Origin of the sequence: Mucilaginibacter sp. OAE612, assembly GCF_041806395.1 — a bacterium.
GTDB classification, from domain to species: domain Bacteria; phylum Bacteroidota; class Bacteroidia; order Sphingobacteriales; family Sphingobacteriaceae; genus Mucilaginibacter; species Mucilaginibacter rubeus.
Window position 1 is genome coordinate 1,800,039 of the sequence record NZ_JBGMUW010000001.1, and the last position, 24,953, is coordinate 1,824,991.

Here is a 24,953-nt window from a genome sequence, read left to right on the forward strand (position 1 = left end):
ATTGTTTTAAACGTACAAATTAAATTTGAATTGTTACAAAAGATAGTATTATTTTAAGATTAACAGGATTGTGACGGCTATATTCAATCAATTTTAATGAACTTTCCTTTTTGGTCAAATAACAGATCTTTCCCTTTTATTTCTGCCTCAAACATCTTTTTGCCCGCCGCATTGGTTACACGCCCGGCTTCTTTAATTTTTGTGCCTTTATAATTAGTTTTAACATATTCAAAAACAGCAGGAGGTAGTTGGGTAACCGGTATGGCATCCCCCTCTTCTACAAATTCGCCTTTGGGGGTAAAAGTTACCGAAGTATCCTCGCCCGATTTGCCTCCCCAATTGGCTTCATAATTTCCTTTTTCTTTTTCCCAGGTAACTTTTGTGGCATTTGGATATTTTTTGGCGAGGCTTTGCTTTACAGCGACTGGTACTTCTAAACTGCCGGTTGCTTTTACCACGGCACCGGTACCAAGCAGGGCGGCGGTGATGATTAATAAAATGGCCTTTTTCATAAGTGCTTTTATTTTGATTTACACTAATTTAAGAGAGCAATCTGGAGGAATATGGTACGGGCAAAACAACTTGATTTTAATTGAAACAAACTTGAATGGGTTTGAACCGGTGTTTGTAATTAACCACCGCTAACTTTGTTTTGCAGATAGTAAATCCAATAAAATAAACATAACCATTTTACCATGAGAATTTTAATTTTCCTGCTTGTGTTGTGCTGCTTTTATAGCTGTGTAAGCGCTCAAAGCAATTTTTTCAATAGCAAGGACGCTTATCTTGGACAGCAGCGCCCTAATGATACACCGCGTGTTTTTGCGCAACACATGTTGGTGCCCGATAGTGGCATAGCCATGGGGCGGTCGGCCTTTTCTGCAAATGGCAAGGAGTTCTATTACGGCAATTCCATACACTGGTTTAATGCAAAAGGTAATAAGATCCGTTATTTTAAATATGATGATAACAGATGGCAAGGCCCTTTTGTACTTAACTATGATTATAGCACACCAACTTTTTCTGTTGATGGCAGGAGCATGTACTTTGTAGGCAAAGGCGATGGTAAACATTCATATGTTTGGATATCACATCGCAACAAAGATGGTTGGACAGATCCATATGTATTTCTGAAAAAGGGTTATGGCCTTTACAATTTTATGCCGACCAACAGCGGAACTTTTTATGTAGGTAGTAACGGTGATAAGGGCAACGTAAGGGACTATAGTACTTACGATTTCTGCACGCTTACCATCTCCAAAACAGATACAGTTATTAAAAGCTTAGGACCGGTTATCAATACACCGGCATTCGACGGCGATTTCTATGTAGCGTCCGATGAGTCATACATGATCATCAGCTATAAGGAAAAGCCAGATTACGAATGTGAGCTGGGGATCACTTTTCGTAAGCCCGATCATAGCTGGACAGCACCGTTAAACCTTGGTCCGCTGATTAATGATGGTGATGCCCACCGCTGGGGTGAATATGTTACTCCTGATGGTAAATACCTGATTTATACCAAAGGCACCAGTGAAAAGGATTGTTGCCTTTATTGGGTACGGTTTGATACTTTGAAGGCAAAACTAAAAAAGGAGGCGTTGGGTAAATAACTCGCCAGGCTTACTTTATTTCCGGTCCATAAAATTTCAAACCTAAAACACCTGTCATGATCAGTAGCATGAAAAATATTTCCACGTAGGAGAGGCGCTGATTTAAAAACGAAACTTCTACTAATTTAATCAGGATGAGGGTTACCGCTGTCCAAACAGCATATGCTACGGCTGTTGGCACCAGTTTTATTGCCAGCGAAAAAAAGTAGATATTGCCGATGCCAAAAACAATATAGCCAACAAAAGGTAACCATACTGGCAGGCCATGTTGCAGGCTTAAAACAGAATTAAGACGAAGTGCCTTCAAATCGCTGAATTTCATGAATTTTAGCGAGAATGTCCAGGCCGCTTCAAATGCGGCTGCGATTAAAATATATAGCCAGGCCAATATGTTTTTAGTTTTGTTGTAGTACGTTTTCTTGTTCGGATACTAAGGTAACGGGTTGCTGCTCAATCTCCAATTTAGGTGCATTGTTTATTTTAACAGGAAGTAAAGTTTTCATCCAATTCATAAACCGTGGCCGCAGGTGATAATACCAGTTAAACCAGCGGTATTTGAGCAGCGTTTTTTCGTCGAAGCGTTTTACGCTGAATGCATGCTGCAAAAAGTAATCTTTGGGGTAATCATAATAGAGGCCCCAGTTTTCGGGCTTGTTGCCAGGCGTGTGGCCCGGGTCATAAACGGTACCGAAAAGGTAATCCCAAAATGAAAACTTCGTTGCGAAGTTGGCGTGAAAAACTTCCTGGTAATTGGCATGGTGCCATAAATGCAATTGGGGCGAGTTAATGATGTACTTAAGCTTGCCCATGTTTACCTTAATATTGCCGTGTATAAACATGCCAAACATGGCATCTAACATAGCTTTTATCGGTATAACTATTGGGTTGGCACCTAACAAAATGATAGGTGCAAACTCAATGGTTTGATTAATGATGATCTCCATGATATGCGAACGCGAACCGGCTAAAAAGTCAACCTCCCTGCCCGAGTGGTGCGCCTCATGAATACGCCAGAAAAATTTATTGGAGTGCTGAAAGCGGTGAAACAAATAAATATAAAGGTCATGCGTAAGCAGGAAAAACAAAACTTGTAATGCTACAGGCCAGTTACTTATTAAATGCATATGCGACAGATCAAAATGCGCCTCTAAAGGCTTAATGATATAATCGAAAATGAGGATTTTTAAAAAATAACTTTGTATCAGTGTATACCACACTAAATCAATCCAAAACCCCTCCCTGAAAAATTTCAAGCCTTTTCTGTAAGGCGATATTCGTTCCCAGGCAATGATGAATCCTATCCAGCAAAAAAGGATAATAGATGTAATTATGGTGGCTAGTTTTTCCGGAGACATTATGATTTAACGGTTGGTTTCTCTTTATATTCGTCGCTGATGTTTACCCTTAAACGTTTCATTGGTGCAAGTTCTGATTCGTAAACACGTTTTTCACCGTCACCAGTTGCCGTTTCAACATCCCTGATGTCGCGCACTAAACGTTGTAAACCCTGAGGCTCAACAGAAGCAGCATGGTCAGACCCCCACATGGCACGGTCGAGCGTAAAGTGGCGCTCAACAAAAGTTGCGCCCATAGCTACTGCACCCACGGTAGTTGCCAAACCTGTTTCGTGGCCCGAATAGCCGATAGGGATGCCCGGATATTTATTCTCCAGCGTCTGGATCATTTTAAGGTTAAGCTCATGCGGAGGGCATGGATAAGCTGAAGTTGAATGAGCAATAAACAGTGGATAGTTTTCATCAAAGGCATTGATATAATCCATAGTTGTTTCGATCTCTTTCATGGTCGACATACCGGTTGAAAGCATTAACGGTTTGCCGGTTTCAAGGATACGCTGGATCAGGGCAAAGTCGGTTAATGACGCCGACGCCAGTTTGTATAGGATGGTATCAAACTGTTCCATAAAATCGACAGATGGTGCGTCCCAGGCAGATACAAACCAGTCGATACCTACTTTTTTGCAATATTGGTCGATGGTTGCATATTCGGCTATGCCAAATTCGGTTTTACGTTTGTAGTCGATATAGGTAATGCGGCCCCATGGGGTGTCACGCATAATTTCCCACTGATCGCGCGGCACGCAAATTTCAGGTGTGCGTTTTTGAAATTTAACCGCATCGGCTTTGGCTGCTACAGCCTCATCAATTAATTTCTTACAAATATCAAGTGAACCATTGTGGTTGATGCCAATTTCGGCAATGATATAGCTTGGCTGGCCTTTGCCAATTATCCGGCCGTTTTGTAAAGTGATGGTGCCATTTCTTTTACCCGATAAGTATTTTTCGTTTTTGGCTTCGATAATCAGTTCGGCAAACTCCCGGAAGCACCCGTCGCCACCATTTAATGAACTTACGAAGTCTACCTGTGCTTTAACGTGCGGTAAAGCATCGGCAGGAGACGCGGTAAGGCCGGCCAGTTTCATCACTTCCAGGTCGTTGTAATCATCGCCGATAAAAGCAACTTCGGTAGGTTGCAGCTCTAAGCGGCCGCAAATTTCTTTAAAAGCAGCTACTTTATCTTTTGTACCTAAATGCAGTTCGGTGATGTGTAATTTTTCTGCTCTTTTAATTAATGACGGCGAGTTTTCGCCGGTAATAATACCAGTATTTACATCAGCAAATTTGCGAAGGCGTTCAACCCCCATACCATCGCGCATGCTGAATTTTTTTAAAAGCTCGCCGTCGTGATTGTAGTATACTCCGGCATCTGTTAAAACCCCATCGTTGTCGGTAAGCAATAATTTAATGCCGGCCGCTTTTTGTTTTAAAATCTCGTTCATAATAGTTGGTTTAAATTAAATAGCTGTCCACCCCCCGTCCACAACCAGGTTAGCGCCGGTCATATAAGCCGATGCCTCGCTGGCCAGGAATATAAGCGCGCCCTGATAGTCTGACGCTTGGGCCATGCGCCCTAATAAAGTTTTTGCTGAATAGTTGCCAATGAAATCTTCGGTTTGCCCGGCTTCAACGCCGCCCGGAGAAAGGGTATTTACCCTCACGCCGGTATGGCCCCAATAGGCTGCTAAAAAGCGGGTGAAATTGATGATAGCCCCCTTAGTAACCGGGTATGCTGCCGACTTGTAAAAAGTCTGCTGACCGCGCGAATCGCGGTAAATGCTTTGATCGGGCCCAACCATGCCATATGTTGAAGCTATGTTGATGATACTACCGCTGCGTTGCAAGGCCATGTGTGTACCAAATACCTGTGAGCATAAGAATACGCCGGTAACATTTACATTAAGCGATTGCTGAAAAGCTTCCAGCGGATAGTTTTCAAACGCAGATAGCTCCTTAGCCATGGCCGGGTTCTCGAATTTATCGTTAATGGCGGCGTTGTTTACCAATACATCAACCGAATCATATTTATCAAGTGCTGCATTGAGCGCATCAATTAATGATTCCTTGCTGGTTACGTCAACGCCCAGCCCTAAATGATTATCGCCCAGTTCTGCGGCAAATGCCGTGGTTGCTTCAGCATTTATATCGGCCACTATTACGTTTGCACCTGCTGCTGCAAGGGCTTCGCAATGTTTACGACCGATGAGCCCTAAAGCACCCGTTACAACTGCAGTTTTCCCTTTTAATGAAAACAGATCCATGACTTAGGCTATACTTTTAGGTTTGATGTTGTAATTGCTCACCTTACGGAAAACGGCCTCTAACACTTCACCTTTTAGTTGACCTTTGATGTTACCGCTTTCGATGGCTGCTTTTAGCAATGGCAATACATCACGGTAAGCAGCAAGGATGTAGTCGATATCCTCGGTGGTGTGGCTGTAGCACATATTGTGGAAGCCAGCCCAAAGCACGCCGCGTTTTATCATTTCCTGCTGCATGAAGGTTTTTACTTCCAGACCGTTACCTGCATCAGGAGTAAAGGTTACCATGCTGCGGCAGTTAAAACCTACACAATGGGTGTATTTATCAACGCCCAACTCAATGGCAAGGCTGTTGTAGCCATCTTTTAAAAGTGCACCATGTTCGTCAAGGTATTGTGGTACCTTTTTATCGCGAAGCTCATTGATCGTAGCGATGCAAGCCGCTAATGATAAAGCTTCGCCGCCAAAGGTTGTATAGCTGAATACTTCAGAGTTGAACAACTCCATCACATCGGCACGGCCTGTTAACAATGCTATTGGCATACCGTTGGCACATGCTTTTGAAAACACAGCCAAATCAGCTTTAACATTGAAATACTCCTGCGCGCCACCAACTGCTACACGGAAGCCTGTCCACATTTCGTCAAAAATGAGCAGGGTGCCATTAGCTTTGCAAACTTCTGCCAGTTCCTGCAGATAGCCCGGTTTCGGTGCCTCAAAAATGAAAGGCTCCAGTATAAGGGCAGCAACTGTTTCATCCAAAGCTGCTTTTACTGATTCAATGTCATTATATTCAAAAGTGTAAGTTAAATCCTGGATAGCTTCAGGCACACCCGAGTTGCGACTGGTGATACCAATATACCAGTCGTGCCAGCCATGGTAACCACAGCAAAATACCTTATCGCGACCAGTAAATGCACGTGCTACGCGGATAGCTGCTGAACAAACGTCGGCTCCTGTTTTAGAGATCTTTACCGCTTCAGCATTAGGTACAACCTGTTGTACCAGTTCTGAAAGTTCAACCTCAAGTGGGTGCATCAATGAAAAGGTAATACCATCATTCAATTGCTGACGAATAGCCTCGTCAACAGCAGGGTAGGCATAACCCAAAGAAATAGGGCCGATAGCCGAGTTCAGGTCAATATATTCGTTACCGTCTACATCCCATACATGCGATCCTTTACCTTTTACAAGATATTTTGGCGCTACACCTTTGGTAAATTGACCCGGGCCTTTAGCGAGGGTTTGAGTAACCGGTTTCTGAACTTTTAAAGCGCGTTCGTATAATTTATCTGACTCGGTAATGTTTGGATAATCGTTGTTAAGGTCTATTTTATTAGCCATGGTCAATATTTTTATTCTGAAAATTCAGGTGTTAAAATTTGTGGTTGGTTGTGGGTAGTTTGGTAGCCCAGTATTTTTTCGGCAATCTGTTTGCCTGTAAAACCTTCATGCTCCAATACAGAAGGAAGCAGTGCCGGCCTGAACCATTTTTCGTTCAGCGCCATAGGCAGTACGTTAGCTGTGGTACGGTGTTTTAATAAAACTTCGGCTACAATGGTGTAAAGACCGCCGGTTAAAAAATGGTCTTCAAGCGTAACTACCAATTTGCTTTGTGCCGATGCTTTCAATATAGCCTGCTCATCAACAGGTTTAAGGCTACGCATGTTGATCAAACCCACAGAAAGGCCTTCGCTTTTCAGCATTTCAACAGCGATGAGCGCCTGCTCAAATAACAAGCCGTAGGTTAAAATAGTTACATCGCTGCCCTCAGCTATCACTTCGGCTTTGCCTGGGGTAAAAGGTTCGTGTACGTAAGTGGTTTTGCGTGTGTTGATGCGGGTGTATGCCGGGCTTTTGCTTTCCCAGATCTGAGGCAGCATTTTTACCAGGTCATCTTCATCAGCCGGGGCAAATACGGTTACATTAGGGATGCCACGCATAATCGAGATATCTTCAACAGCCTGGTGGGTTGGCCCGTTACCATCTGATAAAAAACCGGGGATGAATGAGCTCAACTTAACCGGCAAATTGGCTATGCCAACATCGGTACGTACAAACTCAAACGCACGCATGGTTAAAAAAGCGGCAAGCGCGTGTACTACCGGGGTACGACCACGCAGGGCAAGGCCCGCCGCCGCACCAATCATGGTTTGCTCGGTAATACCGGTATCAATAAAACGTTTGCCTAATATACCGGGCAGGTTACGTACCAGCGCGCGGTTTTCGGCGGTCATTACAATCACTTGCTCGTTGGCAAGGGCTGTTTGGGTTAAAAGTTCTTCGTAACTCATCTTATCGCACCACTAAAGTTTCTGATGTTAATGTTGTTTGATGTTCGCCGTGCAGCTCTAATAAAAGCTGCTGAATCTCGTCTGCATTGAAATTACAAAACCACCTATCTGCACGTTCCTGTATGCTTGGCAGGCCTTTGCCGCGCACTGTATCGGCAATAATGACATTAAGTTTTTCGGCCTGAAAAGGGAAAGCGCCAAAAGCTTCGTCAAGCTCAGCAAAACTGTGTCCGTTTATTCTTTTAACGGCTGCGCCAAAGGCTTCAAACTTATCGGCAAGCGGTTCCAGCGGAATCAGGTCTTCCGTACGCACATTGGCCTGGAAGTGGTTACGGTCAACCACGAATAGCAGGTTATCCAGTTTATAAGCGTTGGCTACCAGCATGGCTTCCCAGCAGGTGCCTTCGTTCAACTCGCCATCGCCCAAAATGCAAACAACTTTGTTTGTGCCGCCGCTGATCTTCAAATCCATAGCAACGCCAATAGCTACCGAAGGTAAATGACCTAATGAGCCTGAGTGGAACTCAATGCCTGGAATTTTGGTGTTTGGGTGCCAGTAAATATGATCATTAAGTAGCAGGTGGTTTTTTAAACGTTCTTTCTCCAATAAACCCAGCTCGGCAAAGGTGCCGTACAGGGCGGGCACATCGTGGCCTTTTGACAGAAAAAGGTAATCGCGGTTTGGATCATCAAGATTATCCTTGTTAATGTTTAAAAAGCGGCTATATAAATAAACAATAAGGTCCACCGCCGATAGCGATGCACCTGTAAAACACCCGCCATCGGTAGACATGCGGATGATGTGCTCCCGTACCTTCAGAGCGGTGCCTGTTAATTCCTGGTAATTGTTGTTCTCCACTGTTATCATTCGCTTGTTATAATTCCTGTAAGTTTTTTGAGGGTGCCTGTTTGGTTTGGGCAGATGTAATGGTTTTTAGCTCATCTACATGGTGCCTGTACCAGTTTACCCCGGCATATTGTGCATTGATATTATAGATCTCGGGTTTTTGAGTTAGCAGGTTAAGAATATCATCGCACGAGAAATTATTGTTATCTGCATATAATTCGCGGAATACCCGTTCTATGAAATAATAGTCTTCTGCATAGTCAATCGTAAACCGGTGCGACATGGAATAATCCAAACCGGCAGGCCAGGTTACGTTACCAAGCCTGAATAATTGAGGATTTTCCCATATATAAGGAGTGGTATGCTCCAGTTCCAGCTCCCGGCTTGCTTGTTCCCAAGCTTTGGTGAGGCAATCCATGGTCATGATCTCCACATCGTTGCCATCGGGATATGTAGCCGGGTGCAGGTTGCTTACAAAATCAAAGCTGTTTTGGTTGGCAAAAAAGTAATCCAATACATGGTCCACAATACGCGGATCAATGAGCGGGCAATCAGAGGGGATCTTTAATACAACATCTGCATTATGCAATTTCGCTGCCTGGTAATGCCTGTCGAGCAGGTTATTCAGACTGCCGCGATAATAAGGGACACCTATGTTGATAGCTTCATTGATGATGATATCATCAGCCGGCGTTTCGGATGTGGCAATGATCACTTCAGCCTCATGGCTAATCATTTTAAGCCGCTCAATCATCCTTGCCAGCAGGCTTTTACCCAATATAGGCAGCATTACCTTACCCGGTAAACGGCTCGAAGCCATGCGGGCCTGTACTACAATTAATATTTTCTGTTTCACGGTAAATGATTACCAGTTAGCTATTAGTTCTTCGGTTAATTGCGTCTCCGGCTTATTAACCTGGTATTTATCCATAGCCGTGTGCGGGTCAAAACTTTTCTTATCGCCATCGTGGTTTAAAAAACCGCGGCAAATGGCAGCGATATTTCTTGCTGATACGCCATCGTTTTGTATCGGTGCAAGTCTTTTAAGCTCATCGACATCAAAAAGTGAATGAACTTTTTTGCCTAAAGCAATACCTGTATAAACTACAGTTGAGTATTGTGTAATAAGCTCACAGCAATTAGCTATCATATGGTTAGTATTGCCTTTACTGTATACCAATGTACCGGCCGGCGTATTGGCGTAGATTTCTTTTTCTGCACGCCCGACATTCTCATTCGGATGAAGTTTAAAGAGCAATGGACGGCCATTGGCAATTTTTACCGCTTTTTTAATAAAGGCAATCCTGTTTTCAATGCGGAATGTTTCGCGCATATCAGTAGTGGCTACCATTACATAGTTGTGGTGCGGAAAATCATTATTAACGTGCTGAACCAGGTTATCATAGTTTGGCATGCCGGTTACCACAATTTTGCGTTCGCTGGTACCTTTACCTGTAAAGTACTGTTTGTAACCTTCTGATGCGGCACAATAGACATCACATATGTTTGACGAACCGTTTAACGAGGTGTTGCCGCAAAGTGTAGGAGGAAGCTTTAGGGCTTTAACAACACTGCTCCAGGGAGTGTAACGATCAATCATACCCTCTTGCACCCAAATGGTTTTAATGTTGCGCATGCGCGGAGGCACAATCAAATCGGTACAGAATACAACAAGGTCATATTTGTTTTTTTGTGCCCTGAAATCAATTTGTAAAGCATGTTTTTGAAGGTACTCTTCAGAAATAAGCCTGAATTTGGTAGAAAGCACTGTGCCGCTAAGCAGGGTAGTTTTATTAATAATGGTATTTAAGGTAGTATTATCAGTAAACAACTGGCTAAACCAGCAGTCAAACTCAGGCAGCTCATTAGCTATCTGGTGCATTTGAGTGGTTTGGTTAATTGAACCTGTAATGAATAATATTTTCTTCATCCTTTTATTTCAATTAGCTTTAATTCCCGAAATTTTGTTTGTGAAAGGCATTAAGGTATAGACCGATTTTGTATAGATTCTGTAGTTAGCCGTTGTGAAAAGAAATTGGCCGGATGACATAGTAATATTGTTAGGTTGAGTAGTTGTCATATCAAATTTCAAAATATTGCATGGCCAATTCTTTACAAATTCCTGATTCAGAATTTAAATAAGAAGTTGCCATATCCGGCTAAAACTTATGATTTGATAAATGTAGGAGGGTAGTTTTTAAATAATGAAAACCCAAAGTTATCAAATCGTTAAGCCGTAATTTTCAGTAAATTATTTATTAACAAACGCGCCGCTCTGTTAATTGCTTTAAACAGAGTATTATAGTGCAGGAGAGAGAAATTAAAAAATGCAGTAAGGTTAATTGAAATACAAGTTACAATCAATTTACACTATTGCAAAATTTTTTTTACAAACAATAAATTGATATATGTAATGACTAATTTAACTGGTTTTTGAAGTTTGAATATCAGTTGGGGAAAGTAAATATTGCCCTCGGGGGGGTAGATGCTTTTAATGTTGTAGGTCTCTTTATAATAGGTTATCTTGAAAAATTTAGTGGTATATTTAGTATGGCTAAACCATTATTTTAAACAAGATCAGTATAGCCGTTATGAATAGCACTATCATCCCACCAAGGAAAAGGTAATCTGCCACGGCTTCCGAACGTCCGCCGGGTTTTATATTTCCCCGGATGGACAGAAAAGACAGTATACAGCTTAGCATAAAAAAACAAGTGCTATGGTTACTGTTTCGTCAATATAGGTCCGGTCGGACATTTTCAGGAATTTCAATGAGGTAAGCACCACAAAGCACAAGCCCAGTAAATTTGATGCTGCGTTAAGGATGTGTGGCGATTTATCGTTGCGGGTCATACAATCATAAAACTAATAAAATTTAGTATGTAGAGGCTGTTTGCTTTCAAAATCTTTTTCGGTCAATATCAGAACGGTAATAACATAACCGCCTGCCTGATGTGTAAAATGATTACAGATTGATTATTTTTATACCTGTGTAAGAGTTTAAAAGACTATTAAGATAACAGCGATATTGTTGTGTTATTCAGAATCGCCTTTTAAAATAACGATATATCGCCACTTGTTTTTGTGTTGATTTATGTTAAGTATCTGTATTTTAGATACTTGTGTGTTTGGTATGTCTCTTGTTAACAGTTTAGTTTATTGTATTTTAAGTCCTGCATCTTAAACACATCACCTCATGACAAAAAGGATACTTACTATTTTATTTCTTACGGGCTCGGCAGTGTATGCTAATGCCCAGGCTATAGCGCCATCGGCCTGGCAAAAATTTCCGGATAGCACTGTTGTAAGTGTTCACGCCTCATATGATGATGTAAGCGGGATTCACCGTTGGCTGTTCGGCGAAAACTATCGTAAGGACTGGGCCATGAAAGTGAAGCTTCCCGTTATAAAACTATCGCAAATAAATGGCGGACTATCACCTATTAAACAAGGTGGTGGTATGGAATCAAAGTCGTTACGTTTGGAAGATAAAACCGGCCGCGAGTGGGTATTGCGTAGTGTTGAAAAAACACCGGATAAACTGTTGCCCGAAAATTTGCAGGGTACCTTTGCTGTTGATTGGGTTGGTGATGAATTTAGCGGCCAGCACCCATATTCCGCTTTGATTGTGCCACCGCTTGCCGAAGCTGCGCATGTAGCACATGCTAACCCTATCATAGGTGTTGTGGCCGAAGACCCGGCGCTTGGGCAATACAGCAAGTTGTTTGTTGGCACTGTTTGTTTGATAGAAGAAAGAGAGCCGATTGGTTCATCAGATAATACCCTTAAAATGGAAGGGCAACTGCTTAAAAGCTATGACAACAGGTTGGATGGAGAAGGCTTTTTACGCGCCCGAATGCTTGATCTTTTAATGGGTGATTGGGACAGGCATGAAGATCAATGGCGCTGGGCTGATACTAAAAATGGTAAAGGTAAAACCTATGTTGCTGTACCACGTGACCGTGATCAGGTATTTCACGTTACACAAGGTGTGTTTCCGAGTATTGCAGCCCTGCCATGGATAGATCCCTTACTTGAAGATTTTACAGGGGATATTCCGCATGTGAAATATTCTCTTTTTAAAACAAGGTTCATGAAGCAGTATCCGGATGCACAAATAGGCTACGAACGATGGATGCAGATTGCCAATGAATTTGTTAAAGCCGAAACTGATGCTGTGCTCGAAGAAAGTTTAAAACGCCTGCCTGCAGAAAGCTATAAATTGAGGCATAAAGAGTTGCTTGCCATATTAAAACAACGCCGAGATAATATACCGGCAGCAATGAGTGAGTATTATAAATTCACTAATAGGATAGTGGATATCCGCGCTACTGATAAAAGCGAACTGATCACCGTTGCCGATGCGCCCGACAAGGCTATGCGTATAACAATTAATAAACTGAATAAAGATGGCGAAACCAAAGATCAGTTTATGGATATGGTGTACAAGCCCGAAATCACTAAAGAAATAAGATTGTATGTTTCTGCCGGAAATGACCGCATAGTTATTAATAATGCCAATTCGCCCATTAAGTTAAGATTGATTGATAGTGTAGGTAGTAAAACTGTTGAGGTTAAGCAGTCGGCACAAACAATAAAATTTTATGGTCGGCGGGATAGCACCAATTTTACCGGCAACGTCGGCCAATTAAATAAGCATCTTTCAAATGATACCTCAAATACTCAGTTTTTACCCACCAATTTATACAATGTGTGGATGCCGCTTGCCACTGCAGCGTTAAATAAGGATGATGGCTTTTTACTTGGCCTGGGTTTTCAATATACCGGTCATGATGGTTTCAGGAAATTGCCTTATTCAACATTACAGCAGGTAATGATCACCCATTCGTTTGCTACGGATGCTTTCAGGATCAAATACCGGGGGGAATGGATAGATGCCGTTGGCAAAGCTGATTTTACTATGCAGGCCAACATCCAGTCGCCTGATAATACGGTGAACTTTTTTGGCCTGGGTAATGAAAGCCCGTTAAATAAATTTCCTGGTTATCGTACTTACTACCGTACACGGTATGATATTTATCAGTTTGATCCGGCTTTACGCTGGCATACGGGCAAGAACAGCGATATCAGTGTTGGTCCGTCATTTCAATATTATCATCTCAATCTCAATGACAATACCGGGCGGTTCATCAATCAAACATCGCTCATCAATTCTTACGATAGCTTAACAGTTGGGAAAAATAAAGCTCATCTTGGCGCACTGATCAATTATATCACAAATCAACGTGATAATAACATCCTGCCTACAAAGGGCTACTATTTTACTGTAACGGTACAAGGTTATGAAGGACTTAACAGTTATTCCAAATCTTTTGTACAGATTAAGCCAGAGTTTACTTTCTATCAAAAACTAACCCCTGGCGGTGCTATTGTATTATCTGATCGTGTTGGTGGCGGTGTAAGTTTTGGAAAGCCGGCCTTTTATCAATCAATGTTTTTGGGCGGACAAGGCAACCTATTGGGGTATCTGCAAAACCGGTTTGCAGGCAAGCATATCGTGTTCAATAATTTACAGGCAAGGGTTAAACTTGCTGATATAGCCAGCTATATTTTACCTGGCCAGTTGGGTTTGGTAGGCTTTTATGATACGGGGCGTGTTTGGATAGAAGATGAGCATTCGGATAAGTGGCATACCGGTACCGGCGGCGGGTTATATTTTGCACCGGCAAGTTTAACAGTATTGCAATTGCTGGCCGGTCATTCAAGTGAGGGCTGGTATCCTTACATATCGCTTAACTTCAGGTTGTAGTGAATCTTTGCCGAAGTTGGTAGAGGTAAAAAAATCAAAAAAATTGCAACGTTTTTTTTGAAAAAGCGTCATATTCTTAAACACGCGATCATGAAAAAACTAATCTTCTCACTTATGGCTTCGTTACTAACGGTTTCGATAGCCTTTAATGCTTCCGCGCAAACTGTAACCCGCAACGTATCGGGTTATAACGGTATTGCCTGTGGTGGCCCGTTTAACGTATTTATTAAAATTGATGGAACCGAAAGTCTGAAACTTGATGTTGATGCCAATGTAGTTGATGATATTAAAACTGAAGTAGAAAACGGCATATTAAAAGTTGAATTTAAAGATCACTGGAAAAACCACCGCAATATGCAACGCGCCAACATTTATATCACCGCCAAAAGCCTTGGATACCTTGCTAACAGCGGTTCAGGAAATGCAACTGTTGATGGTACAATGACCGCCGAAAATGCCAAAATTGCGTTAAGCGGTTCTGGTAATATTAAAACTGCCGTTAAATCAGGTACTTTGGACCTGAAAATCAGCGGATCGGGCTCAATTGATGTTAATGGCAGTACAGGTATGGCCGACTGCCGTATTTCAGGTTCGGGAGAGATAAACGGTAAATCATTAAGAACTGAAACTGTTGAAGCTTCAATTGCAGGTTCAGGAAATATTAATTTGATTGCCAGTAAAACAGTTTCTGCGCGTATTTCTGGTTCAGGAAGTGTTGTATATTCCGGTACCGCAACAATTGGTACAACCCGTTACGCGGGATCAGGCAGGGTTAGCAAAGCTGATTAAAACCTGGTTAACTTACTATATCGAAAGACTGCTTCTTCCGAGCGGTCTTTTTTTGTTATTAGTGTAGCGAATTAAAAGTTTCTATCGTACGGATAGGTAAAACCTTCACTTTATGATTAAGCCTGTATTGATATTTAAGAATTTAACTGTTTGCCTGTTGCTATCGGTTTTGTTTTCTCTTGGCGCCTGTAAAAAAGACAAGGCGCAGCAACCCGTCAAAAAAAATACATCCCTTTTTGGCCAGTGGTATATTCCGGTTAAAGAGGGGGAACAAGCGCGTTATTTAGTATTCTCGTCGGATAGTACTTTTATTTTGGCTGATGTAACTTATAAAAATGGTAATTCAACAACGGTTCAGTACACCGGGAAATTTCATACTAAAGGAGATGGATTAAACATTGTTATCGCAAAAAAAATCGTAAGTGAAGGTAGTAATGTTATCAGTACCGACCCTTCTAACGCTCAATTTTATACCAATTCGGCGTTTGTTGTCGACAATTATAAATTGACCATAAACTATAAAGACAATACCGGGGCTGCTATGAAAAGTATTTTTTCGATGGTACTTCAGGATAAAGTTATTTGATTTAGTTTTGTTTTTTAAGCACCCCGGTCGGGGTGCTTTTTTGTTTATACTTTATTAATTCCGCCGGCCACACGTTGAGCCTAACGAATACATGATTCCCTTTGCTTAAATTATCGGCATAAGTGCCGGCGAAATATCAATTCACATAGCTGGAGTAAACCCTTTGCGTTGGCCCTTTAGTTTAATCGCCTGGTATATCATAATCAGAATAAATAATACCAGCATGATCAAAAGTCCCATTTTTACTACGGGAGAGTCAGGTCCTTCAGCCAGTGGTTGTTCAACCGGAAGTCTGGTGAGCGTTTCAACTACAGCAGGTACTAATGAGAAAAATAAGGTGGCTGTCATGCCTATAGTTTGTACATAATCGGCCTTGCTGCCAAAAATGCGCAGGGAGGGGGCATAGTAAACAACAGGCAATAATATTAAAATAAGAAAGGAAAGGTTGTGGGCACTGCTCAGGTGACCGGTTTTCATAACCAAAAATGAGGATAAACAGGCCAGCACGGTAAAAACACCGTAAAGCCTGCCGTTTTTTGTTTTAGGGGCGATTTTCCCGTCCTGAAACAATGCAATAAAACCGATGGCAACTCCCACAAGACTTATGGCTGTATGAATAACTCCTAATGTTGATAAATGATTTGGCATAACAGTGATTTTTAAGGTTAATAATATTTTGAAAAGTGATTTGCTTAAGAATAAACAGGTTTTATCAATACTTATGCCTTTTTGTTATATTATTGATAATGAGTTATTTGTAATCTGTTTGACTTTGAAATGACGAAATCTCGTCACGATTTGCCATCACTAACGGAATATAGCAATTGTGAGTTATAAAATAGTAAAACAAACTTATCTGCGGCGCTAAGGTTAGTTAAAATAGTTGCATGCTAAATCTGAAACAAATGTTGAGCATTTATTATAAGATCTGGGTTGACGCCATTACGCAGGAAAGGGCGAAGAAAGGCGAAGATGGCAAGTATTGGAAGGCATTTACAATTATCCCCATATCTTTGATTCAGGGGGTTAACCTGCTAACATTATTGTTTTTCCTTCGTTTTTTTACTGATATTCCTATCCTTTTTACGTTGGACTTAACCAGGGATAAAGCCATAAATGGATTCATAGCCGGGCTACTTGTATTTTTTATCCCCTTTGTGCTATTGAATTACCTGCTTATATTTTACAACAATCGTTATAATAAGTTGATGAACTTATATCCCGCTAAGGATAGTAAACTCTATCGTAATTATGTTTTAATAAGTTTGGGTATAATAGTGATCCCTTTTGTGCTTAAGCTGATTTTTTAACAAATGGATTGTATTAATAAAATCTTTTAAACGGTTATGATCTGATTTTTGATGGCAAAAAGTACCATGCCTGTTCTTGATTTAAGCCCAAACTTTTGAAATAACGATTCGCGATAATTATCAATAGTATGCGGGCTCAGGTTCATTTCGTCGGCAATTTGCCTGTAGGTGAGCTCAGAGCAGCTTAGTTTCAGAAATATAAGTTCATTGGAGCTAAGCTCTTTGGATTTATCGGCGGGTGTATTTTTATTTTGCATGGTATAAAGCAATTTGCCGCTTACCAGTTCATTTAGATAATAGCCGTGCTTTTGGATAGTTTGCATCGCATAAACTACGTCTCTTATCTTCGATTCCTTAAGCATATAGCCAACAGCCCCGTTCTTAAGCATGTTTATAATCGGTTTATCTTCGTCAGACATGCTTAACGCCAGCACTTTTACTGTAGGGTGATTTTCACGTAACCAGGCCGTAGCTGCGTAACCATCCATTACCGGCATGGTTATATCCATCAATATAATATCAGGTAAGGAGGATTTTTTTAGCTTGCTGATCATATCCTCTCCATTTTCGGCGTCAAAAAGGATATTGATCTCTTTAAAATCGCCCAGTAAGCTGATCATTCCCTGTCTAAATAAGGTATGATTATCAACTATGGCAATTTGTACAGGCCCGGTAAATGTTGAAGTGTGCATTAATATTAGGTGTATATGTTAACTGATGTTAATCATATTGCCAAAGTAAAAAAAATAATGAACTTATATTTCATTTTACCATGCAGTTTAAAGCAAAAAAGGGTGGTTTCACCCTTTTTAATTCTTAATTGTTAAGCGAGATTTGGGTTGTTGAAAGAAATATACCCAACTTTTAATTTACACACCTGATAAAATAAATATTCAAGTGCTGCGAAGAGGCGTCGGGATATTGAAATTACAGCTCGAAACGATATTAACTGAATTTAAGGAAGCCCTAAACCTTTTTGCTCAATTATTTAATATTGATGTTTAGCCCATTATAAGAGTCATCGGCTTTCGTAATGGGCTATTTCTTTTTACAGCCGCCTGTCTTCTTCTTTGATGGGCAGGTCATTGATGCTGGCATAGCGCTTTTGCATTAAGCCGTTTTCGTCAAACTCCCAGTTCTCGTTGCCATAAGCACGAAACCATTGGCCTTCGGCATTATGATATTCGTACTCAAAACGTACTGCAATACGGTTATCTGTAAAGGCCCACAGTTCTTTTTTTAATTTATAATCGAATTCTTTTTCCCATTTGCGGGTTAAAAATTCCACTACCTGTTGGCGCCCGTTTACAAATTCCGAGCGGTTGCGCCATTCGGTGTCAATGGTGTAAGCTAAAGAAACCCTTGCCGGGTCCTGGCTGTTCCAGGCGTCTTCGGCTAATTGCACTTTTTGGGTGGCTGTTTCAAAGTTAAATGGCGGTAATGGCAGCTTTTGTTCCATGATGGTAATAATCTGATTTGATATATCAAAGTTAAGACGATGCAGGGTTATTTAATGGTACTATTCAACGTTCCTTTGGTATTATGTTTTCTTTTTTTAAATTTAGATAGGCCCTCTTAACCAGTTTATTACCTGTTAATCATGAAAGCCAAAAGTACCAAACCAGTTGTCCTTGCCGACTCGGCAGGGGTAGACAGTTATATGCAAAAGCTTGATCACCCATTGAAGGGAGTGTTAGGAGCGCTGAGAAAAATTATCCTGGCTATTGACGATGAAATTGGCGAGCATATCAAATGGAATGCACCGAGCTTTTTATATATCGGTGAAATGAAACCCTTTGATCCTAAAGAGTATAAAAGATATATTATCGTTTCGAACGTGTACCAAAAAGATTGTATCAGACTGGTATTCCCCTCAGGGGCAAAGATCAATGATACATCCGGTTTGCTTTCCGGCGATTATGCCGACGGCCACCGGTTGGCTTTTTTTCACAATATGGAAGAAGTTAAGGCAAAAGAAGAAGCTTTGCGAAACGTTGTGAAAACCTGGTTGACTTTGCTGGATAAATAAAAGGAGAAAGCTATGATCAAATTTATTCAGCACATAAAAGAACTTAACGTTGGAGCTGTTAAAGTGATGATCGAAGAAGACCACGGCTGGCTTACCTGGGCTGAAGACAGCGGTAAAAACGCACTTCATTACCTGTGTGGCATTGAAATCGCCAAACGCCCTGCAAAAGCCGAAGAAAGTTTGACCATGCTTAAGCTGTTGCTGGCAAAAGGCATGGATATCAATTCAATCCACCGGATAAAAGAGGAATGCGACTTTTTTCCGGCCACCCCGCTTTGGTATGCTTATACCCGGGGAAGAAATAAGCTGTTATATGAATATTTGCTGGCTAATGGCGCCAATCCGGAGCATTGCATGTATGCCATAACCTGGTATAATGATGTGAAAGCCGCCGGTCTGTTTAAAAGCTATGGTGCACAAACAGACCCGGGTGCTGGAGATGACAGCCCGTTTATGGCCGCATTCAACTGGAAACGCTTTGAAGTGGCCGAATGGTTTTTAAGCAATGGCGCCGATGTAAATTTTACCGATAAAGACGGGAATACTGCACTTTTTTATGCGGTGAAACGAAAGTATAAACTGGATCAGATCAGGTTGTTGCTGAAATATGGCGCCGACTTTAATATAGAGAATAAACAGGGGATATCAGCCAGGAAATTGGCAGAGCAAAATAATCAGACCGGAGTTTTGAAGTTGTTTACCTCTTGAATTAAATAATTATTCTTATAATGGATCTCTAAAAATAGTGTTGACCGGGTGTTTTTTTGCATATAATCGGGTAAGCAATGATTATGGGCATGCTTTAAGCATGTAGCTCATAACAATATTTGCAGCTCAGTACTCCACAGCTGTGTCCTGTTTGTAGCGCCAATTATAAATTGCTGTTGATTCTGTAGGTGCCTCCTAATCTACATGTAAACATCGCCATTTTAGTATTCGCAATCTGCCCATTTTATTTAATTTTGCCGAATGGATTTTATTATAGAAGCAGCCGTAAAAGCAGTTAAACAATTATACCAAACTGACATTGAACCGGCTGCCGTTAGCATACAGGAAACCCGTAAAGAGTTTGAAGGACAAGTAACCATTGTAACTTTTCCGTTTACCAAATTTTCGCGCAAAGGCCCGGAGCAAACCGGCACCGAAATAGGGGAGTACCTCAAAAACGAATTAAAGGAAGTTGCTTCTTTTAATGTAATCAAAGGCTTTTTGAACCTTTCAATAACCGATGAATATTGGATCGGCCGCTTATATAACAATATTATAGCCGATGACTTCGCGGCAGCAAAACCTAACGGACAAAAGGTGATGGTTGAGTATTCATCGCCCAATACTAATAAACCGCTGCACCTTGGCCATATCCGTAACAACCTGTTGGGTTATTCGGTTGCTGAAATTTTGGCTGCTGATGGTTACGAGGTGATCAAAACCAACCTGGTGAATGATCGTGGGATCCATATCTGTAAATCCATGCTGGCCTGGCAAAAATTCGGTAATGGCGAAACGCCTGAATCTTCGGGCATGAAGGGCGATCACCTGGTAGGCAAATATTATGTGCTTTTTGATAAGGAACTGAGAGAGCAGCTTAAACCGGTTTTGAGCGAAGTTTATGAAAAACATGATCTTTCGGCCTTTAAAGAAAACCAAAAAGCAAAGATTGAAGAATCGTTAGCTACCATAGCTAAGGTAAAAGAAAAACGTGCTCAAACCGACGAAGCAAATCAAAAGCTTATTGGCGAACTGGACGAAAAAATTGCCGGCGAAGAAGACAAGATCAAAGAGATAGCCAAAAATGCTACTCCTATCATGATAGAAACCCAGCAGATGCTGCAAAAATGGGAGGCAGGCGATGAAGAGGTAATGAACCTGTGGAGAACCATGAATGGTTGGGTATACGCCGGTTTTGCTGAAACTTACAAGCAACTGGGTGTTGACTTTGATAAATACTACTACGAGTCAAATACCTATCTTTTAGGTAAAGATATTATTGAAGAAGGGCTTGCAAAAGGCGTATTCTTTAAAAAAGCGGATAACTCGGTTTGGATAGACCTTACTTCAGACGGTCTTGACGAGAAGCTGGTTCTCCGTGGCGATGGTACATCTGTTTACATCACCCAGGATATGGGTACCGCCCAATTGAAGTATAATGATTACCATATGGATAAATCCATCTACGTGGTAGGCAACGAACAGGATTATCACTTTAAGGTGCTGTTCCTGATCTTACAAAAATTAGGTAAAACGGGTGCGGATGGATTGTTCCATCTATCATATGGTATGGTTGACCTGCCTTCGGGTAAAATGAAATCACGTGAAGGTACAGTAGTTGATGCTGATGACCTGATGGCCGAGATGGAAAAAACCGCTAAAGAGCAAACCGAAGCCATGGGCAAAGTTGACGCGTTTAGCGAAGAAGATAAGATTGCATTATATCATACCATTGGCATGGGAGCACTTAAATACTTCCTGTTAAAAGTTGATCCAAAAAAACGTTTGCTGTTTGATCCTAACGAATCGGTAGATTTTCAGGGACATACAGGGCCGTTTATTCAATATACACACGCCCGGATTAAGTCGGTATTAAGCAGGGCTGATTATCAGGTTGGAATTAAACCGACTGTAACTGAACTGGCAGGCGTTGAACGCGATTTAATTGTATTACTTGATAAATACCCTGAAACAGTTAAAGAAGCTGCAAACGGTTATAGCCCGGCAGTAATAGCCAACTATGTATATGAGCTTGCTAAAACATATAACAAGTTCTATCATGAAAAGTCGATCTTACAGGCTGAAGATGAGGATTCAAAACAATTCCGTTTGGCCTTATCGGCATCATCAGCCAAGGTGATCAGCAAAGGGATGAAACTTTTGGGGATTGAAGTGCCTGAGAGGATGTAATTGCCCCCTAACCCCCTGAAAGGGGAACGAGCACGGTTAAAAGAAAAGCCTTTAGCAGAAAAAATTGCTAAAGGCTTTCTGTTTTATAACTCCCTCTTTAGGGGGCCGGGGGGCTACCTCCAATACCCCCTTACCCAAACATATCCCCGATTGGTTGGTTGCCAATGTCCCTGAACATATACCCGGTTATATCTTGGCCTTGCATAAAAGCCCTGGCGGTAAACGTAATGGTTACCGCGCCAAACCCATTCGCCGGGTACCCAAACAGCATTAGGGTAGGGAGCTACCGGACGAACATAAACCGGTTCAACCGGGCGTTCGGTTACGTAAGCCTGGCTTGAGCATGATGCAAATAATGAGCCTGTTAGGGCGAGTACTATTCCTAATTTAGCAATGGTTTTCATTTCAGATGTTTTTAGTTGTTCAGTATAATAACTTTTGACAACATCCAACATCGAAAGTTTAACGGCGTTTAGGCTATGAATTTATCGGCCACAACCAAATCTTTGCTGCCCGCGGAGTATTTATAAAATCCACTGCCTGTCTTGGCTCCTAAGTGGTCAGCCGTAACCATATTTACCAGCAGCGGGCATGGGGCATATTTAGGGTTTCCGAAGCCATCATGCAATACCTTCAAAATAGCAAGGCAAACATCCAGCCCAATGAAATCGGCTAATTGCAGCGGCCCCATCGGGTGGGCCATACCCAGTTTCATCACCATATCAATTTCCTGTACGCCAGCAACGCCTTCATATAAGGTATAAATAGCCTCGTTTATCATGGGCATTAAAATGCGGTTGGCTACAAAGCCTGGATAGTCGTTTACCTTAACCGGATCTTTGCCTAATGTACGCGAAAGCTCCATAATGGCTTCGGTAACAGCATTGGTTGTGGCGTACCCTCTGATCACCTCCACCAGTTTCATTACCGGTACAGGATTCATGAAATGCATGCCTATTACATTGCCGGGGTGCCTGGTAACCGAAGCAATTTTAGTAATGGAGATAGATGAGGTATTGGAAGCAAGGATAACTTTATCATTGCAAATTTCGCTGAGCTGTTTAAACAGTTTTAGTTTTATTTCCTGATTTTCGGTAGCAGCTTCAATTACCAGGTCTGCATTTTTAGCTCCTTCAGCCAAATCAGTAAAAACTTGTATGCGGCTTAGGGTTTCGGTTTTACCCTCTTCTGTTATAGTGCCTTTTTTTACCTGCCTCACCAGGTTGTTGCTAATGGTTTGCAGGGCTTTGCTCAATGCATCATCGCTGATATCAACCAATGATACCTTAAATCCATGCTGGGCAAAGGTATGGGCAATGCCGTTGCCCATCGTTCCGGAGCCAATTACGGTAATGTTCTTCATAGTATATGTTTACGAAACCGGCAAAATATCGGTTTATATAAGCTGCCGGTATTACAAGGTAATAAACTTACCGGCCTCTTTAACAGTTTTTTTGTTGATAGTTTTAAATTCAGGAATCTGTCCGAGATCGGCAGCTTCTGAATATTCAAGAATATAACTTTTTGAATAGATATCCTTATCACCGTTAAAAATCACTCCCATAACAGGGATGCCATATTTTTTTAACGCGTGTAAGGAAAGCAGGGTATGGTTAATGCTGCCCAAATAGTGTTTGCTTACCAGTATTACCCGGGCATTAAGCTGTTTAATAAGGTCGATAATAAGAAAGTTATCATTCAATGGTACCATAAGGCCGCCGGCACCCTCAATAATTAGCTGGTTATCTGTTTTTGGCAGAATGATATTTTCAAGTTCTATGGTCACTTTATCAAGAGCCGCAGATTTATGAGGCGAAAAGGGTTGCGTGAGTGCGTAGGCCTCGGGGAAAAAATGGCTGACCTTATTTGAGATAAGGTTTTTAACTTTCAGTGTATCGCTGTTATCAAGGTCGCCCGATTGTATGGGCTTCCAATAGTCTGCGTTTAGTTTTTCAGTTAAAATAGCCGAAACCAGGGTTTTACCTATTCCGGTATCAATACCGGTAATAAATATCGGTTGCGTATCAGGCATGTAGTAATATAAATTTGTTAAGAGTTACAGCCAGCAAAGTTAACTCATTTTCCGTATTAAAGCTATGCAGGCAAATCCTGATCCGCTCGGTACCCTGTGCCACCGTGGGGCTTAGGATAGGCCGCACATCAAAGTTGTTCATTTGCAGTTGTTTAGCTGCTTCTCTTGCCATTTCATTGCTTTTGAGTACGATACATTGAATAGCGCTATCACTATTTAGTAAAATGAAATTTTTGCCTGTGCTTACTTGCTGTTTAAACAGTTCAATGTTCTTCTTTAGGCAGAAGATGGCCTCGCGGGAATTTTCCAATAACTGATAGGCCATTTTGATCGCTGCCAGCTGATGAAAAGGTGCTGCTGTTGTATAAATAAAGGAGCGTGCAAAATTGATTAAATATTTCCGTAAGTTATTACTACCAAGCACTATAGCCCCGTGGCTGCCCAGTGCTTTGCCAAATGTTATTACACGGGCAAAGATCCTGTGCTGTAAACCAAGCTCGCAAACCAACCCTTTGGGATAAAGACCTACAGCATGTGCTTCATCAACTATGAGGGCGGCATTATATTTTTCAGTGAGGCTGAGGATTTCAACAAGGGGAGAAACATCACCATCCATGGAATACACACTTTCAACAACCACATAACAATTACCTTTGGATAATTTTAACTTGGTTTCTAAACTTTCCAAATCGTTGTGCCTGAAACTGTAGCGATTGGCATAACTTAGTCTCGCTCCGTCGATGATTGAGGCATGTACCAACTCATCTAAAATAACGGTATCGCCGCGCTGGGCAAGGGATGAAAGCAGGCCAAGGTTAGCATCATAGCCCGAGTTAAAAAGCAGGCCGGCTTCACTTTGATGATAAATGGCTATTTGCTGCTCCAGATCTTCGGCATATTGTATGTTTCCTGATAGCAATCTTGATCCGGCGGCACCATTGAGGCTAAGCGGATGAGTGTTCACCTCATTTATTATGCTTTGTTTTAAAACTGCCGACCGCGCAAAGCCCAGGTAATCGTTTGAGCAAAAGTCTGTCAAGCCGTTTTCGGGTCTCAATTCACGGTAGGTGCCCGATTGCCGCCGCTCGTGTAATTTGTTTTTTAAAAAATCTTCGGCAGGTTTCAATGTGCTTCGTTTGTGCAAAAATAAAAAAAGCGACCATTGGTCG

General features: G+C 41.6%; 26 protein-coding genes. 8 read left to right on the forward strand and 18 right to left on the reverse strand.

Annotated features, from left to right (window positions below; translation table 11 throughout):
- Positions 1-83 precede the first annotated feature (83 nt).
- Positions 84-512: a PepSY-like domain-containing protein gene (locus ABID99_RS07645; RefSeq protein ID WP_373613344.1), complete on the reverse strand. Its 429-nt coding sequence runs from the start codon at positions 510-512 to the stop codon at positions 84-86.
- A gap of 183 nt (positions 513-695) precedes the next feature.
- On the opposite strand from ABID99_RS07645, the gene ABID99_RS07650 reads away from it, so the two are divergent.
- A complete protein-coding gene (locus ABID99_RS07650; protein ID WP_373613345.1) occupies positions 696-1,613 on the forward strand; it encodes a hypothetical protein in 918 nt (305 codons plus the stop codon).
- A 10-nt stretch (positions 1,614-1,623) separates the two neighbouring features.
- Here ABID99_RS07650 and ABID99_RS07655 read toward each other — a convergent pair whose 3' ends face one another.
- The 10 genes from ABID99_RS07655 to ABID99_RS07700 form a co-directional block, all read right to left on the reverse strand.
- Positions 1,624-2,001: a multidrug efflux SMR transporter gene (locus ABID99_RS07655; RefSeq protein ID WP_208102497.1), complete on the reverse strand. Its 378-nt coding sequence runs from the start codon at positions 1,999-2,001 to the stop codon at positions 1,624-1,626.
- A gap of 7 nt (positions 2,002-2,008) precedes the next feature.
- Complete coding sequence (locus ABID99_RS07660) at positions 2,009-2,968, reverse strand: sterol desaturase family protein (protein ID WP_373613346.1); 960 nt, start codon at positions 2,966-2,968, stop codon at positions 2,009-2,011.
- Positions 2,968-4,410 carry an N-acetylneuraminate synthase family protein gene (locus ABID99_RS07665; RefSeq protein WP_373613347.1) on the reverse strand — a complete coding sequence of 481 codons (1,443 nt, stop codon included), beginning with the start codon at positions 4,408-4,410 and terminating at the stop codon, positions 2,968-2,970. The genes ABID99_RS07660 and ABID99_RS07665 overlap by 1 nt, the downstream gene beginning before the upstream one ends.
- A gap of 15 nt (positions 4,411-4,425) precedes the next feature.
- A complete protein-coding gene (locus tag ABID99_RS07670) occupies positions 4,426-5,229 on the reverse strand; it encodes an SDR family oxidoreductase (protein WP_090526847.1) in 804 nt (267 codons plus the stop codon).
- A gap of 3 nt (positions 5,230-5,232) precedes the next feature.
- Positions 5,233-6,573, reverse strand: a complete 1,341-nt coding sequence (locus ABID99_RS07675; protein ID WP_373613348.1) for an aminotransferase class III-fold pyridoxal phosphate-dependent enzyme — start codon at positions 6,571-6,573, stop codon at positions 5,233-5,235.
- 11 nt (positions 6,574-6,584) lie between these two features.
- Positions 6,585-7,523, reverse strand: a complete 939-nt coding sequence (locus ABID99_RS07680) for a transketolase family protein (RefSeq protein WP_090526851.1) — start codon at positions 7,521-7,523, stop codon at positions 6,585-6,587.
- Between the two features lies 1 nt (position 7,524).
- Complete coding sequence (locus tag ABID99_RS07685) at positions 7,525-8,391, reverse strand: transketolase (RefSeq protein WP_188832645.1); 867 nt, start codon at positions 8,389-8,391, stop codon at positions 7,525-7,527.
- A 7-nt stretch (positions 8,392-8,398) separates the two neighbouring features.
- Entirely contained in the window at positions 8,399-9,226 is an 828-nt protein-coding gene (locus tag ABID99_RS07690) for a cytidylyltransferase domain-containing protein (RefSeq protein WP_229701565.1), read from the reverse strand.
- 9 nt (positions 9,227-9,235) lie between these two features.
- Positions 9,236-10,300: a hypothetical protein gene (locus ABID99_RS07695; RefSeq protein WP_188832644.1), complete on the reverse strand. Its 1,065-nt coding sequence runs from the start codon at positions 10,298-10,300 to the stop codon at positions 9,236-9,238.
- Positions 10,301-11,067: 767 nt separating this feature from the next.
- Positions 11,068-11,223, reverse strand: a complete 156-nt coding sequence (locus tag ABID99_RS07700; protein ID WP_373613349.1) for a hypothetical protein — start codon at positions 11,221-11,223, stop codon at positions 11,068-11,070.
- A 343-nt stretch (positions 11,224-11,566) separates the two neighbouring features.
- Between ABID99_RS07700 and ABID99_RS07705 the strand changes: the two genes are divergently transcribed.
- The 3 genes from ABID99_RS07705 to ABID99_RS07715 all read left to right on the forward strand — a co-directional run bounded on the left by ABID99_RS07705 (position 11,567) and on the right by ABID99_RS07715 (position 15,515).
- Positions 11,567-14,140 carry a BamA/TamA family outer membrane protein gene (locus tag ABID99_RS07705; protein ID WP_354483876.1) on the forward strand — a complete coding sequence of 858 codons (2,574 nt, stop codon included), beginning with the start codon at positions 11,567-11,569 and terminating at the stop codon, positions 14,138-14,140.
- Between the two features lie 90 nt (positions 14,141-14,230).
- The gene (locus tag ABID99_RS07710; RefSeq protein WP_090526860.1) at positions 14,231-14,929 is read left to right on the forward strand and encodes a head GIN domain-containing protein; all 699 of its coding nucleotides are present in this window, start codon (positions 14,231-14,233) and stop codon (positions 14,927-14,929) included.
- Between the two features lie 112 nt (positions 14,930-15,041).
- Positions 15,042-15,515: a hypothetical protein gene (locus tag ABID99_RS07715; protein ID WP_129567630.1), complete on the forward strand. Its 474-nt coding sequence runs from the start codon at positions 15,042-15,044 to the stop codon at positions 15,513-15,515.
- Between the two features lie 141 nt (positions 15,516-15,656).
- Here ABID99_RS07715 and ABID99_RS07720 read toward each other — a convergent pair whose 3' ends face one another.
- On the reverse strand, positions 15,657-16,163 hold the full coding sequence (locus ABID99_RS07720; RefSeq protein WP_354483874.1) for a hypothetical protein: 507 nt from the start codon (positions 16,161-16,163) through the stop codon (positions 15,657-15,659).
- A gap of 239 nt (positions 16,164-16,402) precedes the next feature.
- Between ABID99_RS07720 and ABID99_RS07725 the strand changes: the two genes are divergently transcribed.
- The gene (locus tag ABID99_RS07725; RefSeq protein WP_354483872.1) at positions 16,403-16,825 is read left to right on the forward strand and encodes a hypothetical protein; all 423 of its coding nucleotides are present in this window, start codon (positions 16,403-16,405) and stop codon (positions 16,823-16,825) included.
- A gap of 26 nt (positions 16,826-16,851) precedes the next feature.
- On the opposite strand, the gene ABID99_RS07730 is transcribed toward ABID99_RS07725, so the two are convergent.
- Both ABID99_RS07730 and ABID99_RS07735 read right to left on the reverse strand, forming a co-directional pair.
- On the reverse strand, positions 16,852-17,517 hold the full coding sequence (locus ABID99_RS07730) for a response regulator transcription factor (RefSeq protein WP_090526870.1): 666 nt from the start codon (positions 17,515-17,517) through the stop codon (positions 16,852-16,854).
- 356 nt (positions 17,518-17,873) lie between these two features.
- Positions 17,874-18,284, reverse strand: coding sequence for a nuclear transport factor 2 family protein (locus tag ABID99_RS07735; RefSeq protein ID WP_090526872.1), 411 nt, complete (start codon positions 18,282-18,284; stop codon positions 17,874-17,876).
- A gap of 141 nt (positions 18,285-18,425) precedes the next feature.
- Here ABID99_RS07735 and ABID99_RS07740 point away from each other — a divergent pair, with 141 nt between their 5' ends.
- From ABID99_RS07740 to argS, 3 genes are all read left to right on the forward strand, one after another.
- Positions 18,426-18,854, forward strand: a complete 429-nt coding sequence (locus tag ABID99_RS07740; protein WP_373613350.1) for a DUF1801 domain-containing protein — start codon at positions 18,426-18,428, stop codon at positions 18,852-18,854.
- A 12-nt stretch (positions 18,855-18,866) separates the two neighbouring features.
- Complete coding sequence (locus ABID99_RS07745; RefSeq protein ID WP_373613351.1) at positions 18,867-19,562, forward strand: ankyrin repeat domain-containing protein; 696 nt, start codon at positions 18,867-18,869, stop codon at positions 19,560-19,562.
- Positions 19,563-19,823: 261 nt separating this feature from the next.
- On the forward strand, positions 19,824-21,752 hold the full coding sequence (gene argS, locus ABID99_RS07750; protein ID WP_373613352.1) for an arginine--tRNA ligase: 1,929 nt from the start codon (positions 19,824-19,826) through the stop codon (positions 21,750-21,752).
- Between the two features lie 113 nt (positions 21,753-21,865).
- Here argS and ABID99_RS07755 read toward each other — a convergent pair whose 3' ends face one another.
- The 4 genes from ABID99_RS07755 to ABID99_RS07770 form a co-directional block, all read right to left on the reverse strand.
- Entirely contained in the window at positions 21,866-22,156 is a 291-nt protein-coding gene (locus tag ABID99_RS07755; protein WP_175489978.1) for a YXWGXW repeat-containing protein, read from the reverse strand.
- Positions 22,157-22,224: 68 nt separating this feature from the next.
- Positions 22,225-23,115 carry a 3-hydroxybutyryl-CoA dehydrogenase gene (locus tag ABID99_RS07760; protein ID WP_373613353.1) on the reverse strand — a complete coding sequence of 297 codons (891 nt, stop codon included), beginning with the start codon at positions 23,113-23,115 and terminating at the stop codon, positions 22,225-22,227.
- Between the two features lie 51 nt (positions 23,116-23,166).
- Positions 23,167-23,784 (reverse strand): dethiobiotin synthase, encoded by a 618-nt coding sequence (bioD, locus tag ABID99_RS07765; RefSeq protein WP_188832641.1) that lies wholly within the window; start codon positions 23,782-23,784, stop codon positions 23,167-23,169.
- Positions 23,777-24,910: a pyridoxal phosphate-dependent aminotransferase family protein gene (locus tag ABID99_RS07770; RefSeq protein ID WP_188832640.1), complete on the reverse strand. Its 1,134-nt coding sequence runs from the start codon at positions 24,908-24,910 to the stop codon at positions 23,777-23,779. Before ABID99_RS07770 ends, bioD begins: the two co-directional genes overlap by 8 nt.
- Positions 24,911-24,953 lie beyond the last annotated feature (43 nt).